14 protein-coding genes are annotated in these 15,068 nt (G+C 66.3%); 8 read left to right on the plus strand and 6 right to left on the minus strand.

From position 1 onward, the window contains the following. Nucleotides 1-49: 49 nt before the first annotated feature. From KSS95_RS08275 to KSS95_RS08280, 3 genes are all read left to right on the plus strand, one after another. A complete protein-coding gene (locus KSS95_RS08275; RefSeq protein ID WP_217853203.1) occupies nt 50-1,270 on the plus strand; it encodes a class I SAM-dependent methyltransferase in 1,221 nt (406 codons plus the stop codon). 172 nt (nt 1,271-1,442) lie between these two features. Beyond that, nucleotides 1,443-1,715, plus strand: coding sequence for a hypothetical protein (locus KSS95_RS24560; RefSeq protein WP_225935568.1), 273 nt, complete (start codon nt 1,443-1,445; stop codon nt 1,713-1,715). After that, nucleotides 1,715-2,212, plus strand: coding sequence for a helix-turn-helix transcriptional regulator (locus tag KSS95_RS08280; RefSeq protein WP_217853205.1), 498 nt, complete (start codon nt 1,715-1,717; stop codon nt 2,210-2,212). The genes KSS95_RS24560 and KSS95_RS08280 overlap by 1 nt, the downstream gene beginning before the upstream one ends. Before the next feature lie 42 nt (nt 2,213-2,254). Here the strand turns inward: KSS95_RS08280 and KSS95_RS08285 are convergent, their stop codons facing one another. The 4 genes from KSS95_RS08285 to KSS95_RS08300 form a co-directional block, all read right to left on the minus strand. Continuing rightward, on the minus strand, nt 2,255-4,795 hold the full coding sequence (locus KSS95_RS08285; protein ID WP_217853207.1) for a TonB-dependent receptor: 2,541 nt from the start codon (nt 4,793-4,795) through the stop codon (nt 2,255-2,257). 130 nt (nt 4,796-4,925) lie between these two features. Next, a complete protein-coding gene (locus KSS95_RS08290; RefSeq protein ID WP_217853209.1) occupies nt 4,926-5,873 on the minus strand; it encodes a FecR family protein in 948 nt (315 codons plus the stop codon). Further along, entirely contained in the window at nt 5,870-6,391 is a 522-nt protein-coding gene (locus tag KSS95_RS08295) for an RNA polymerase sigma factor (protein ID WP_217853211.1), read from the minus strand. Before KSS95_RS08295 ends, KSS95_RS08290 begins: the two co-directional genes overlap by 4 nt. Before the next feature lie 77 nt (nt 6,392-6,468). Continuing rightward, complete coding sequence (locus KSS95_RS08300) at nt 6,469-7,485, minus strand: DUF4917 family protein (protein ID WP_217853213.1); 1,017 nt, start codon at nt 7,483-7,485, stop codon at nt 6,469-6,471. Between the two features lie 144 nt (nt 7,486-7,629). On the opposite strand from KSS95_RS08300, the gene KSS95_RS08305 reads away from it, so the two are divergent. From KSS95_RS08305 to KSS95_RS08325, 5 genes are all read left to right on the plus strand, one after another. Then, complete coding sequence (locus KSS95_RS08305) at nt 7,630-8,688, plus strand: glycerophosphodiester phosphodiesterase family protein (protein WP_217853215.1); 1,059 nt, start codon at nt 7,630-7,632, stop codon at nt 8,686-8,688. Nucleotides 8,689-8,762: 74 nt separating this feature from the next. Next, nucleotides 8,763-9,299 (plus strand): RNA polymerase sigma factor, encoded by a 537-nt coding sequence (locus tag KSS95_RS08310; protein ID WP_217853217.1) that lies wholly within the window; start codon nt 8,763-8,765, stop codon nt 9,297-9,299. After that, entirely contained in the window at nt 9,292-10,254 is a 963-nt protein-coding gene (locus tag KSS95_RS08315) for a FecR family protein (protein WP_217853219.1), read from the plus strand. The genes KSS95_RS08310 and KSS95_RS08315 overlap by 8 nt, the downstream gene beginning before the upstream one ends. A 211-nt stretch (nt 10,255-10,465) precedes the next feature. Then, nucleotides 10,466-12,829, plus strand: a complete 2,364-nt coding sequence (locus tag KSS95_RS08320) for a TonB-dependent receptor (RefSeq protein ID WP_217853221.1) — start codon at nt 10,466-10,468, stop codon at nt 12,827-12,829. 7 nt (nt 12,830-12,836) lie between these two features. Beyond that, on the plus strand, nt 12,837-14,438 hold the full coding sequence (locus KSS95_RS08325; protein ID WP_225935569.1) for an alpha/beta hydrolase-fold protein: 1,602 nt from the start codon (nt 12,837-12,839) through the stop codon (nt 14,436-14,438). 25 nt (nt 14,439-14,463) lie between these two features. Here KSS95_RS08325 and nadS read toward each other — a convergent pair whose 3' ends face one another. Further along, entirely contained in the window at nt 14,464-14,751 is a 288-nt protein-coding gene (gene nadS / locus KSS95_RS08330; protein ID WP_217853222.1) for a NadS family protein, read from the minus strand. Then, a complete protein-coding gene (locus KSS95_RS08335) occupies nt 14,748-15,068 on the minus strand; it encodes a type II toxin-antitoxin system RelE/ParE family toxin (protein ID WP_217853224.1) in 321 nt (106 codons plus the stop codon). The genes nadS and KSS95_RS08335 overlap by 4 nt, the downstream gene beginning before the upstream one ends.

Here is a 15,068-nt window from a genome sequence, read left to right on the forward strand (position 1 = left end):
ATGCGCGGCACTGCGCAACGCGCCCCCGCTTTCCGAGGCACCCGTTTACATGTCTTCCTCATCGACCGCCCCCGCCGCGCCAGACGCGCGTGCCCAGTTCCTGGGCCTGCTGGCCGACGCCCTGGCCGAGGGCAGCCTGGCCAAGCTGGTATTGGCCCGCCATGTCGGCACCGACCAGAGCCTGCAACGCATCATCGGCAAACCGGTGCAGATCAAGGGCGAGCCGTGCCTGCAACTGGTCTATCGCCACCAGACCCGCGACATCACCCGCAACCTGCCGCTGCAACAGGCCCAAGCCTTGGTCGCCGAGTTGCTGCCTGCGAGCTTTCGCAACGCCCATCTGTTCATTGGCGCGGGGGAAGTGCAGCTGGAGTTCAGCAAGAAGGGCAAGCCGATGCTGCGCCGCCACCTTGGCCAACAGGCCCCGCGTGAAGCGGCGCCCGCCGCGCACGACCGCGAGAAGAAGCGCTACCTGGAACTGTCGCGGCCGTTCCTGCGCGACCTTGGGGTGACCGATGCGCAAGGCGCGTTGATCCCGTCGATGTCGCGCAAGTGGAAGCAGATCAACAAGTTCATCGAGGTGTTCGACCATGCCCTGGCCGGTGCGCCGCTGGCGCCCGAACAGGTGCTGCGGGTGGCCGATTTCGGGTCGGGCAAGGGCTACCTGACCTTCGCCATGCACGATTACCTGCGCAACAGCCTGGGGCGCGCGGCACAGGTGACCGGTGTCGAACTGCGCCCGGACATGGTCGAGTTGTGCAACGCTGCCGCCGCGCGCCTGGAACACCCTGGCCTGGTGTTCGAATGCGGCGACGTGCGCAGCGTGGTGCCGGAGGCCATCGAGGTGATGATCGCCCTGCATGCCTGCGACATCGCCACCGACTACGCCATCCATACCGGTATTCGCTGCAACGCCGCGATCATCATGTGCTCGCCGTGTTGCCACAAGCAGATCCGCCCGCAGTTGCACAGCCCGGGGTTGCTGCAGCCGATGCTGCAATACGGCCTGCACCTGGGGCAACAGGCCGAGATGCTCACCGACAGCCTGCGTGCGCTGTATCTGGAGGCCTGTGGCTACGAAACCAAGGTGTTCGAGTTCATTTCCCTGGAGCACACCAACAAGAACAAGATGATTCTTGCGGTGAAGCGTCGCCAGCCCCAGGACAACGCCGCGTTGCTGGAGAAGATCACGCAGCTCAAGGCGTTCTATGGGGTGCAGGAGCATTGCCTGGAAAGCCTGCTGCGCGCGGATGGGTTGATTGCCGGGTAAAGCATCTGGCTGCGCGGCTTTGCCTTTCTCTTTATAGGACCTTTCCCAAGAAGCCTCTATGGGCTGGGTGGCGGCGCAGCAGGGCCTAGGCGGGTTCGGGGTGACGCCGGTCGGCGTCATGCAAGTTGTCACTTGACAACCGTATCCTGACACCCATACTGCAGCGCAGTCGATGGCCCGTCCTACCCATCCCAACAAGGACGTCGAGCAAACCCTGAGCCACGCCGAAGCGCAGGGTTGGAAGGTCGTGGTACGAGGGGGCCATTGCTGGGGGCGCATCTACTGCCCCAATAACGACCGCGAATGCCGCTGTGGCGAGTTCTGCATCACCAGTGTGTGGAATACGCCGCGAAACCCAGGCATCTGCGCCCGGCAGTTGCGCCGGATCATCGACAATTGCACGTCGACGCGCGGGGTCGTCAACCAGCCAGCGGAGCGCACCTGATGGAATACGAATTCACCCTCAAGTATCAATTGGCCGGCCCGCAAGACCTCGACGCGCTGATCGAGCGCCTGGCCGACGCCGGTTGTGACGACGCCGTGGTCGGCATCGGCCAGCCGGGTCGTGTGGCCCTGGCCTTCGCCCGTGAGGGCGCGACGGCCCGGGAGGCGCTGCACAGTGCCCTGGCGGATGCCCGCCAGGCCATGCCCCAGGCCCGGCTGATCGAGGCCAGCCCCGACCTGGTCGGCCTTACCGATGTGGCGCAAATGGTCGGCGTGTCGCGGCAGAACATGCGCAAGCTCATGCTCAGCCACCCGGGTAGCTTCCCGGCACCGGTGCATGACGGCAGCCTGTCGCTCTGGCACCTGGCCGATATCCTGGCCTGGATGCAGGCGCGCGGTAGCCATGCGGTGGCCCAGGCCGTGTTGGAGCTGGCGGTGGTCGCCCGGCAAGTGAATCTCGCCAGGGCACAGGAGCGGGTTGGCGCCGAACGCGATTGACCCGCTGCGCGATGCACTCCCTTGCATCGTCGCCTGGGCGGTTCAGAAGAACCGGGTGACGCTGATCTTGGCGTTACGCCCGACGGTAAAGGCGTTCTCCCCCGACAGCTCCGGCCGCACGGCCTTGTTGAACAGGTTGTCCACCGTCAGGTTGACTTCGGTCCCCTTCAGGTGGGGCTGCTGTGGCTTCCAGTTGGCGAACAGGCCATGGATGTCGTAGCGCTCGTTACCGAAGTTGTCGTAGTAGCGATCGCCCAGGGCGCTGGCCGGCCCTTCGAAATACTTGTCGCTGGGCAGGTGCTTGGTGGCCCCGACGAACTGTGCGGTCCAACCCACGCGGGCATCCCAGGCAGGGATCTTGACGCCCAGCGTGGTGATCCATTTCGGTGCCGGCACATCCTTGGCCCAGACGTCCGGCCCCCAGGGGTTGGTATAGGCGCCTTGGTGACGGCCCTCCATCCAGGCGTAGGAGACGGCGCCGAACAGGTAGGTGGAGTCGTAGAAGGTCTCGATCTCGAAGCCCTTGTACACCACGTCGCCGATGTTGCGGTAGTTGCCCATCAGGCCCTTGCCACAGGTCTTGTCGATGCTGCCACCGGTAACCATCTGTTGCTGGCAGCCGATACCGGTGGCCTTGAAGATCTCGTCGCTGACCTTGTTGCGAAACAGCGTGGTGCGAATCTGCGCGCTGTCGCCCTGGGTGAACACATCGGCAAAGGTGCTGATGCTGCCGGCGCGCAGGCCGGTGATGCGTTCCGGGTCGAGGTTGCGGCTGGTGGCGGTGCGGCTGCCGATGCCTTGCACTTCGAACTGCTCGTCCAGCACCGGGGCGCGCCAGGTCTTGCTGTAGTCGGCGAACAGCACGGTCTGTTCGTTCATCTTCCAGAACAGCGACAGGCGCGGCGACCAGCCGGTGTAGGTCTTGGCGCTGTAGTCGTGGCCGGCGGCCGGGTTGTTGTAATACGGCGCCTGGTTGGGCTTGCCTTCGTTGGTGACGTGGTCGTAGCGCAACGATGGGGTGATGGTCAGGTCGCCCAGGGTGATGGCGTCCTGCAGGTAGTAGCCCTGGCTGTCGACCTTGCCGGCGGGCATGAAGTAGGGCTGGTAGTGACCGTAGTTGTAGCGGGGTATTTCGTAGGACTTGCCGGGCATCCACATCTGCGTGTCGCGATCATGCCGACGCACTTGCACGCCGGCGGTCAGGGCATGCTCCAGTGGCCCGGTGAGGAAGGTGCTGGTGTTGGTCACCTCGAGCATGCGGTCCTGGTACTCGGTATCCATGCGCCGCCCGCCGGTGGACGGCTGCAGCACCGCGTTGGCGTTGCGTTGGTCGGTTTGCCGGGTATCGGACTCGGAGTACTTCACTTGCAGGTCGAGCCAGGGGTTTTCGATCGGCTGGTACTTGTAGGTGGTCGACCAGGTGGTATCGACGGTCGTGCGGTTGGCCAGGAAGCGCTTGAGGGCGTCGGCGTAGCCGTACTTCTGGATGTTCGCCGCCGACGGCGGCACCGAGTAGGCGGTGGAGGCGAACGTGGCCCAGCGTTCGCTTTGCGAGCGCGACCAGGAAAAGCCCAGGCTGTGCTCGTCGGTGAAGTGGATGTTGGTCTTGAGCAGCGCGCCTTCCAGGTCCAGGGCGCTGTTGGGCAGGCGCTGCGGGTTGATCGGCCAGCTGTTGGTGGGGTCGGGCAGCTTGTCGGCCATCTTCAGGTCGCCGCCGTCACGTTTGGTGAAATAGGCCAGGCCATCGATGCGCCCGTCGTCGCTACGGCCAAACACCGCCGAGCTGTAGACCTGCTGGTGATCGTTGCTGGCGTAGCCGTACTTGAGCATGGCGCCACTGTTGCGGCCCTCTTGCAACAGGTCGGTGGCGTCCTTGGTTTCCATGTGCACGCTGCCGCCGAGGCCGCCATTGCCGGTCTTGACCGAGTGCGGGCCTTTCTCGACCTCGATGTACTTGATCAGCTCCGGCTCGATGAAGATGGTGCCTTGCTGGTAGCGCTCGAAGCCGCTCTTGGGGGCGCCGTCGACGGTCATCGGCACGTCTTCGGCATCGCCCATGCCCCAGATGTTGATGGTCTGCCCGCCAGGCTTGGCCGAGCCGCCCATGTTCACCCCGGGCAGGGTGGCCAGCACGCTGGGGATGTTGCTTGGCTGGTAACGGTCGATCTGCTCCTGGTTGAGGGTCGAGCGGCCGACGTTGCTGGGGTCGACCTGCTGGCCGTCACCGACGATGCTCACGGCGCCAAGTTGCAGGCTGTTGTCGGCGACCGGGTCGTCGTCGCGCAGGCGTACCACATAGGTATTGCCCATGCGCACCACGTTGAAGCGGCTGCCCACCAGCAGGCGGCCGATGGCCGCCTCGGCCTCGTAGTCGCCCTTGAGCGCTGGCGCCTGGGCGCTGCCGAGCAGGGCCTCGTCGAACAGCAGTTGCACCTTGGCCTGCTGGGCCAGCTGGCTTAGCGAGCGGGCCAGCGATTGGGCCGGCAGGTCGAGTGGCACCGGCGCGGCTTCGGCGGCCAGGCTCACGGACAGGCACAGGGCGAGCAGGGTGGGACGGACAGGCAGGCAGTGCAGCGACAACATGGTTTCCCCCAAACGGCAAAAGGCCGGAAAAATGCCCGCCATCACGGGGCAGGCGGGGAGGAAGACGCGTGCTTGCGATAAAACCTCACCTGCGAATGATAAAAATTCTCAAAATTATCGCGCTTGCGCCTCAGCGCCGTTCGATGCGCAAGCGTCCGTCGGCCAGTAGCGTGGTCTTGACCGGCAGCAGGGCCGGCAGGGCATTGAGCAGGGCATCGGGGTCCTGCACGTCGAGGTTGCCGGACACCTTGTAGCGACCCAGCGCCGGGTCGGCGAGCAGTACGGGGTGCTGGCGGTACAGGCCGACTTCGTCGATCAGGCTGGCCAGTTCGCGATTGCGAAAGCTCACGTGCCCTTCGCGCCAGTCGGCCACGGCCTGCTCGCCCAGGTCGTGGCGGGTCAGGCTGCCGCGGGCGAGGTCGTAGGTGGCGCCCTGCTGGGCGCCGAGCAGCACCGGCGGGTGACGCTCACCGGGGGTTTCGAAGGCCACCTGGCCATGGGCGACACCGACCACCAGCTCGCGCTCGCCACGGCGCAGGTCGAAGCCGGTGCCGACCACGCGCACGCGGCCACTGCCGGCATCGACGAACAACGGGCGTTCCTTGTCGGCGGCGACTTCGATGTACAGCTGGCCATGGTCGAGGTGGATCAACCGGCGCTCGGCATCGAACGCCAGGCGTAGGCGAGTCTGGGCGTTGACGTACAGCACGCTGCCATCTGGCAGTTGCAAGGTGCGCAGGCTCGGGCCTGCGGCGATGCGCTGGTCGAAGGTGGCGCTGCCGGCCCCCAGGTTGCCAACCAGCAGGGCGCACAGCAGCGCCGCCGCGGTTGCCAGGGCCGGCCGCCAGCGGGGTGCCCGGCGCACGGGCAGGGCGACCGGTCGACTGGCCTGCTTGAGCGCGGCCAGGTCGTCCCACAGTTGCTCGAACTGGCGGTAGGCACGGGCGTGTTCTGCCGTCTGCATCCACTGGCTGAACGCCTTGCGCTCGTCCCGCGTCGGGTTGTTGCGGTTGCGGCTGAACCAGCTCGCCGCCTGGGCGTCGATCGGCTGCGGGTCGAGCGCGTCGGTGGGGGTCATGGGGACTGCTCCGTGCCGGTGTCACTGTCCAGGCGTTGCTTGCATTGCAGCAGGGCGGCGGCGATGTGCTTTTCGACCATGCTGACGGATATGTTCATGCGCGCGGCGATCTGGGCCTGGGTCAGGCCCTCGAAACGGTGCAGCATAAGGGCTTCGCGCCGCCGCGGCGAGAGCTCGTCGAGCACTTGGCGCAATTGATTCAGCCGCTGCTGTTGCTGGGCATGGTCCAGCGGGTCGTTGGCGGCCGGTGCCTGTGCATCGGCCAGGGGCTCGTCGGCCAGTGCCGCATGGCGCACCTTTTGCCGGCGCCAGTGGTCGCTGAGCAGGTTGCGCGCCACCTGGAACAGGAATGCCCGAGGTTGCTCGACCTTGGCGCGGTCACGGTAGCCCAGCCATTGGGCGAACACATCCTGGGTCATGTCCGCGGCATCGCTGGCATTGTCCATGCGCTTGCGCAGGAAATGCAGGATGTCGGCGTAGAAACCGTGGGCGACAGGGTCGGGTTTTGGGCGCTGCATGCACGCTTTCCGGGGCAGACCGTGGGGAAAGGGTGCGGATCTTATCGAGAATTATTTACATTTGCAAAGTGCCTGGTTCAGCGCCGCCGGTTGAAATCGGCTGGCACCGGGATCGCCAGTTGCGGCAGGCCCAGGGGATGGCTGGAGGCGTCGAAGAAATGCAGCGGCAGAGACTGAAGATCGCCGAAACGCTCGATGAAGTGCTGCTTCTGGTTGACCACCGACGCCTCGCTCAGCGGCCGTATGGCGATCGCCAGGTGCCGCGGCCGTGCCTGGCGGATGGCGTCGAGCAGGTGCTGGTCGCTGGCGTCCAGGTGCTGGCCGAACAGGCACAGCCCGCCCGCCTCGCGGGCCAGTTCGCCCAGGCTCCAGGCCAGGTAGTCGGAGCCGCGGATCGCACGCAGCTTGTCGTCGCTGGGGCCTTCGTTGATGAACAACGGGACTTCGCCGGGAATGTTCACGGCGAAGCCTTCGAGCAGCTCGGCTTGTTCGGCGCTGCGCTGGCGGGTACTGCCATCGGGCAATTTCAACAGGTGCATGCCGCCATGCAGGTGGAGGATGCGCGTGCCTTCGCTCGCGGTACGGCGCACGTCGAAGAAGCCCTGTTCATCGAACAGGTTGGCGAAACCGTGCGGGTGCTCTGCCACGGCCCAGGGCAGGATCAGGTCGTAGTTGCTGGTGTAGACGTTGCGAAACTGACGCAGGGCCTGGTTGATCGTCGTGCGGGCCGTGGCATCGAACAGCGGCCAGGGCAGGTGCACGGCGCGCACCGCGTGGATCAGCGCTTCCTTGATCGAGTAGTAGCGGTTGAGCGGTGCGGTGGAGTTGATCGCCAGCGCCGCGTTGGTCCGTGCCGTGATGTTCAGGTGGCTGAGCAACGGTTCGAACAACTCGCTGCCCACGGCCTTGAACAGCGCCTGGTCACTCACCCCCAGGCCCTTGTGCCGGACCTGCTGGGCCTGCTCGTACAGCGAGAAGTAGCCGAATGGCTTCCACAGCGCGCGGCTGGCACCGTTGCCCAGGAGCAGGGCAGTGCTGGGGTGGCGCTGGTTGAGGTCGGCCCAGGTGGGCAGGTGGGCGTCGAGTGCGGGCATGGGTGGTCCGTTGGGTGGGGCGGAAAACGCCGGGGACTTTAGCATGTCATGCAGAGTGTGCGAGGCTTGCGCGCTCAAGGACTGCACCGTTGACCCTGCCGCCCCCTCGCAAGGGGCGGTCCCGATTTGCAAAGGACTACCTGAATGTACAAAACCCTCCTGCTGGCCACGTTGTTGGCGACCTCCACTGCCCAGGCCGCCGACGGCCAGGCACTCGCCACCGCCCAGGGTATTGCCCACCCGGCGGTGATCGCCCACCGGGGCGCTTCCTTCGATGCGCCAGAATCCACCACCCCGGCCTACCTGCTGGCCCGCGAACTGGGCGCCGACTACCTGGAAATGGACTTGCAGCGCACCCGCGACGGCGTGCTGGTGGTGGTTCACGACGACGTACTGGCGCGTACCAGCGACGTCGCCGAACGTTACCCCGAGCGCAAGGCCAGCCCGGTCAGCGCCTTCACCCTGGCCGAGCTCAAGGCGCTGGACGCCGGCAGCTGGTTCAACAAGGCCTATCCCGAGCGCGCCCGGGCAGCCTTCAAGCAGCAACGCATCCTCACCCTGGACGAGGTGATCGATATCGCCGAAGGCAACCCCGCGCGACACCCTGGGTTGTACATCGAAACCAAGGAACCGGCGCAGTTCCCTGGCATCGAACAAGACCTGAAAAAACGCCTCGAAGCCCGCGGCTGGCTGGACAAGCCGGGCCGGGTGATACTGCAGACCTTCGACCGCAACAGCCTCAAGCTGCTGCACGAAGCCATGCCGCAGGTACCGAAGATTCTCCTGCTGTGGGTGGCCAAGGGCAGTATCGAACCGGCTTCCGGGCAGGACTTCAGCGAGTCTGGCGAGCAGGACAAGTCGGCCTTCTACGCCCGTCAGCAACCCAAGGACCGTGCCGAGTTCGAGCGCTGGCTGGACTACGCCAAGGCCGACGGCGCCATCGGCACCGGCCCTTCGGCGGTGCGTACCCACCTGGGCGAGCAGAGTTATTCCGACCTGATCCAGCCCTGGATGAACCAGGCCAGCCACGCCAAAGGGCTGCTGGTGCATGTGTACACCCTCGACGCTGCCGTGGATTACGACAAGGCGATGAAGGCCGGTGTGGACGGCATCTTCACCAACCGCGCCGGCGAACTGATGCGCTTCTATGGCCGGCCCGTACCACAGAACGAAGGGCAGTTGCTGCGCAAGCTGGGCTACTGAGCCGCTGGCGATGGTTCGGCGACATGTGTGAGAATGATAGGAATTCCTATTAACGGCCTCGCACAGTCACCGCAATGACCAGCCTTTCCACCCCCTGGAACGCCCACCCGGCGTTCCAGGCTATCGTCGATGATCTCCTGGCTCACTACAGCGACCTGCGGCGCTACCTCGGCGGCCGTCTGCGCAACCCTGACGACGCCGCCGACATCGCCCAGTCGAGCTTCGCCCAGGCTTATGCCCACGCGCTCAACGCCCCGGTGATCAACGCCCGTGCCTTGTTGTTCCAGGCGGCACGCAACCTGTGCATCGACCAGTATCGGCGGCGCAGCAGCGAGCTGGCGGCACTGGAGGACTGGCTGGTGCGCGCCGAGCCGTTCAGCCCGAGCGTGGAAGCGATCATGATCGCCCGCGAGCAGTTGCAGCACCTGATTGCGCGCATCGAGCGCATGCCGCGCCTGCGCCGCGAGGTGTTCGTGCGTGTGCGCCTGCATGGCCATAGCCATCGTGAGGTGTGCGCGGCGCTGGGGTTGTCGGCCAAGTCGGTGGAGCTGCATATCGCCCGGGCGGTGTTCGACTTGTCCGAACTGCGTTTGGCGGCGCGTCATGACTGAACCGGTAGCGCCGCGCAGGGTGCAGCAGGCGCTGGCCTACCTGGCGGCGCTGCATGGCGATGATCCCGAGCGTGTGCGCAAGACCCAGGGGCTGGCCCAGCGCTGGCGCGGTAAAAGCCCCGAGCATGAACGGGCCTGGCAGGAAGCCGAGCAGCGCTGGCAGCTGGTTCACCGTCTGGCCCCGCAATTGCGCGGTGCGCTGCAGCCGCAAGGGTTCGATCCGGCGCGTCGGCGCGTGCTGCGCCAGGGCGGCGCCCTGGCTTTGCTGCTGGCCGCCGGTGGTTGGCTGGGTTGGAGGGTCCAGCGCGGTGCCGCCTACCAGCAAGACCTGCAGACCGCCCACGGGCAAACGCCGCAAACCTTGGCATTGCCCGATGGCAGCCAGTTGCGGGTGGCGGCTGAAAGCAACCTGCGGGTGCGTTTCGACACTGGCCAGCGCCAGGTGCTGTTGCTGCACGGCAATGTCTACTTCGATGTTGCCCACGAGCGTTGGCGCTCGTTCCTGGTCAGCACCCGCCTTGGTTGGGTGGAAGTGCTCGGCACCGCGTTCACGGTCAGCGACCGCGGCGGCCGGGTGCAGGTGGCTGTGGCCCGGGGGCGGGTACGGGTGCGTGACCTGCAAGGCGGCGAACAGCAGCTGCAGGCCGGCGAGCGGATCTGCCTGGACGGCGAGGGGCGCCTGGGCAGCCTGCGCGCCGGCGGGGCGTACGGCCCGGACCTGGCGCACTGGCAACGTGGCTGGTGGTCGTTCACCGACCAGCCGCTGATCGAGGTGATCGGCGAGCTCAACGCCTATGTCACACCCAGGGTTCAGGTCGACCCCGACGTGGCCGGTTTGCGCCTGACAGGGAGTTTCCCCAGTGACCGGCCGCAGGTGCTGCTCGAGGCGTTGCCGGCCATCCTGCCGGTGCGGCTGGTGGCGCGGCAAGGGCAGCAGCGGCTGGTGCGCCAGTGAGTCGGCCGCTCGGCTTGGACATGCCGGCCCCTCGGCAAGGCCGCTGCTACAGGATGCCGCGCTCGCCTGTAGCAGCGCCCTGCTGTCGCGAAAGGGCTGCAACGCAGCCCCGGCAATCTCGAATCGAAGCGGTAGCGTTAAGTTTCTTTTGAGGGGTAAACCGCCGCTGCCGCGTCTTCAGCTGTGAACCCACCTCTCGCAAGGACTGATCATGTCGTCGTTCACCCCCCGTTTCCCCGGCACCCTGCGGCGCCTGGCCCTGGCCTGCGCCCTGGGTGGCAGCAGCCTGGCGCTGGCCGACAGCCAGGCGCTGAGCCTCGACCTGCCGGGCCAGTCGCTGGAGGCCACGGTGCATGCCCTGGCCCATGAATCGGGGGTGGCGATCGCCGCCGACAGCCGCTTGCTGGCCGGGCGCAGCGCGCCGGCCCTGCACGGCCGCTACACGGTGTTGCAGGCCCTGCGCCAACTGTTGGCCGGTACCGACCTGGTGGCGCTGGAAGAGAACGGCGTGATCATCCTGCGCGGCCCCGGCGATGACGGCGCGCTGACCCTGGGCGCGACCACGGTCAATGCCTCGGGCTTCAACAGCGACCTGCCCGAGAGCTACAGCGGCGGCCAGGTGGCCCGCGGCGCGCGGATCGGCATGCTGGGCAACCGCGACCTGATGGACACCCCCTTCAGCGTCACCGCCTACACCGCCAAGACCATCGAGAACCAGCAAAGCGGCACGGTCGGCGCGGTATTGCGCAACGATCCGTCGATCCGTTTCAGCACTGGTGAAGGGCACGCCTACGAGAACTTCATGATCCGCGGCTATGCCCTCGATTCCACCGAGCTGGCGCTGGGTGGCCTGTACGGCCTGGCCCCCGATGGCCATGTGCCGACCGAGTTCCTCGAGCGGGTCGAAGTGCTCAAGGGCCCTGGCGCCCTGCTCAACGGCATGGCGCCCAACGGTGGCGTGGGCGGGGTGGTCAACCTGGTGCCCAAGCGCGCCGGCGAAGCGCCGCTGACCCGGCTGACCAGCAGCTATGTGTCGGACGGCTATGTGGCCGAGCATGTCGATATTGGCCGGCGTTTCGCCGATGGCCGTTTCGGTGTGCGCTTCAACGGCGTGTACGGCAGTGGTGACACCGGCGTGAACGAACAGTCCAAGGACCGTACCCTGGCCTCCTTGGGGCTGGACTACCGCGGCGATGACTTCAAGCTCGAGCTGGACGCCTACGAAAGCCACGAGAAACTCGACAACGGCAGCCCGATGATGGCTGGGTTTTCCAAGCTCAAGCAGGTCACCCGGGCACCGAAGCCAGACACCAACATCCTCGAAGGCATCCATGCCAAGCAGATCAGCAAGGCCGTGGTGGTGCGTGGCGAGTATCAGCTGGACGACAGCTGGAGCGCCTATGCCAGCGTCGGTGGCGCGCGTACCCGCTATGCCGGTTTCCTCAACGGTACCCGGGTGGTGGTGACCAAGGCCGATGGCAGCGCCAGCGGCGAAACCTACAACCAGGCCGGCTACACCCACAGCCTGTCCACCGAGGCCGGCCTGCGCGGCAACTTCATGACCGGCCCGGTCAGCCACCAGCTGGTGCTCAGCACCACCTTGCTGCACCAGGACATCGGCCGCGCGCCCACTGTCACCGGCAAGGGCTACACCACCAACATCTATCACCCCGGCAAGGCGATCATCGCCGCCGACCCTGGCAGCAGCCAAAAGACCGGCGACAACACCCTGTCGAGCGTTGCCGTGGCCGACACCCTGGGCTTTCTCGACGAGCGCGTGCTGCTGACCTTGGGCGTGCGCGCGCAGCGGGTGCGGCAGAAGATGAGCAACCCATCCTATGACGAGCGCAAGCTGACCCCGGCCCTGGGCATCGTGCTCAAGCCCTGGGATGCGCCCGTGTCGCTGTATGCCAACTACATCGAGGGCCTGACCCAGGGCGGCATGGTCACCGATGTGAAGGCGGCCAACTACAACGAGCAGTTCGCGCCCTATGTCGCCAAGCAGATGGAGGCCGGGGTGAAGTGGGACCTGGGCGATTTCACCCACACCCTGGCGCTGTTCCAGATCGACAAGCCGAGCATGATCTACGACAAGCCCAGCAACCGTTACACCGACGACGGCGAGCAGCGTAACCGGGGCGTGGAGTGGACGATGTTCGGCGAACTGGCCCCCAGCGTGCGCCTGCTCGGCGGCGTGACCTACACCCGGGCGCAATTGAGCAAGACCGCCGGTGGTGCGATGGACGGCAACACTGCCCGTGGCGTGCCGGCCTGGTCGGCCAACCTGGGGGCCGAGTGGGACCTGCCCTGGGTCCAGGGCCTGACCCTGACCGCGCTGGGCATTCACAGCAGTTCCCAGTACCTCGACTCCGCCAACGAGCTGAAGATCCCGCAATGGACCCGTTACGACCTTGGCGCGCGCTATGCCACCCGCGTGCTGAGCAAGGACGTGACCCTGCGCGCCAGCCTGGAGAACGTCGAGAACCGCGCCTATTGGGCTGGGGTGTTCAACGACGGTTATGCCACCGTCAGCGAGCCACGCACCCTAAAACTTTCCGCCAGCATCGACTTCTGAGGTGAACATGCGACGCATCAAGCAATGGACCGGCCTGTTGGCCCTGGCGACCTGGGTGTCGGCGTCGGCCCTGGCCGTCGAAGGGCCGGCCCTGGTGGTCGGGCAAGCGGTCCACGGCCAGGTCGGTGGCGCCAGTCGGCCGGTCTGGCAATTGCCTCTGCAGGCCGGTGATCTGGTGCGCGGCAAGGTGGACGGCGATATCAGCCTGCGCCTGCTCGATGCCCAGGGGCGTCCCCTGCGCCTGTTGATCGATGGCCTGGACCAGCCTCGGGATTTCCTGTTCGTCGCCGAGCAGACAGGCGATTTCGCCGTGCGTGCCGAGCCGCTGCCAACCCGCCCGAATACGCGCTTCGCCTTGCGCCTGGAGCAAGTGCTGGCGCAGGCCGAACAGCGCCGGCCTGCCGAGCCGTTGCGCAGCCCGGCCATGCGGGCGCTGGCGCAACAACTGGCGGCAGGCGCAAGCACCGAGGCGTTCTGGAAGGCACGGGCCGAGGCCGGCACGCCCATGGTCGAGGCGCTGCCTGGGCAACCTGGGCAGCGCCTGGTGACCTTCCTCTGGCGTGGTGCGCGGGACAACGTGCGGGTGTTCGGCGCCCCCACCGGCAACCATGAAGCGCTGCTGCGCCTGGGCCGCAGCGATGTCTGGTATCGCAGCTTCGAGGTACCGGCGGCCAGCCGCCTGAGCTACCAGATGGCACCCGATGTACCGGCCTCCGACGACCGCCGGATGATTCTCGCCACCACCCGCCGCGACCCGCTCAACCCGCACCGCTTCGCCGACGCCAGCGGCGATCCATGGTTGTCGCGCTCGCGCCTGGAGCTGCCGGATGCCGCGCCGCAGCCGTGGGTACAGCGCCGCGCCGACGTGCCGCGGGGCAGCGTCGAGCGCAAGCGCCTGGCCAGCACGCTGTTGGGCAATGAGCGGGATATCTACCTCTACCGCCCGGCCGGCTGGCGCGCGGGCAAGGCCGACCAGGCACTGCTGGTGCTGTTCGATGCCCATGCCTACACCCGCCAGGTGCCGACGCCAACCATGCTCGACAACCTGATCGCCGATGGCCTGGTACCGCCCACGGCGGCGATCATCATTGCCAACCCCAGCGGTGCCAGCCGCGAGCGGGAGCTGCCGCCCAACCCGCTGTTCGCCCGCTTCATGGCCGAGGAACTGATGCCCTGGGCCGCTGGCCAGGGCCTGTCGGCGCCGGCTGCGCGCACGGTGGTGGCCGGCTCCAGCTACGGCGGCCTGGCATCGGCCTACCTGGGGCTCAGGCACCCGGAACTGTTCGGCAATGTGCTGAGCATGTCGGGTTCGTATTGGTGGCCGCTGAGCGGTGGCGAACCCGGCTGGTTGACCCGCGAATACGTCAAGGCCCCGCGTCAGCCGTTGCGGTTCTATCTGCAATCGGGGTTGTTCGAAGGGCCGAAGATCGTCGATACCAACCGCCACCTGCGCGATGTGTTGTTGGCCAAGGGCTACCCCGTGGAGCAGGTGGAGTTCCCGGCGGGGCATGATTACCTGCAATGGCGCGGCAGCCTGCCCTGTGGGCTGATCAGCTTGCTTGGCCGGGGCACCCAGGCGGTTGCGCAGGCCTGCGTGCCGCAGGGTTGAGGCGCCTGGTAATGTGACGAGTGGGTCAGTGGGCGAGTGCTTTCAGGACGTGTTCGGGGTCGTTGTGGATGGCACGCAGCAACGCCTTGGCTGGCCCGGTAGGCTCCCGGCGCCCCTGTTCCCAATTGCGCAGGGTCGCTACCTGAACATCGATCATTTCGGCAAAGCGCGTCTGGGACAACCCGGTCGCCTTGCGGATGTTTTTGACCTGCAGGGCATCGATCTCGAACTGGCGGGCTGGTTGGCGCCGGCCATGGACGATGACGTCCATCTGTTCGACGCTTTGCATCAGTTCGTCGAAGAAGCGATTCATGGTTGGCTCCAGTGTTCGATGACGGCTTTCAGTGCTTTGCGTTGCTCGGCATTGAGGTTGGGTTGTTCGTTGTTGGGGTAGATGTAGAGCATCGCAATCTGCGATGCGGTTACCAAGTGGTAGTAGATCACTCTGGCCCCGCCCCGTTTACCGTGCCCTTTGGCTGCAACCCGGATCTTGCGCAGGCCACCCGTTCCTTCGATCGTATCGCCTGCATCAGGGCATATCAGCAGACGGACCTGCAGCAACCGGTAGCTCTCATCGTCGAGCCGTTCCTGGACGCGTTTGGTGAAGATGGCCGTTTCGGTGAAGAGCAT

Origin of the sequence: Pseudomonas muyukensis (genome assembly GCF_019139535.1) — a bacterium.
Taxonomy (GTDB): Bacteria; Pseudomonadota; Gammaproteobacteria; order Pseudomonadales; family Pseudomonadaceae; genus Aquipseudomonas; species Aquipseudomonas muyukensis.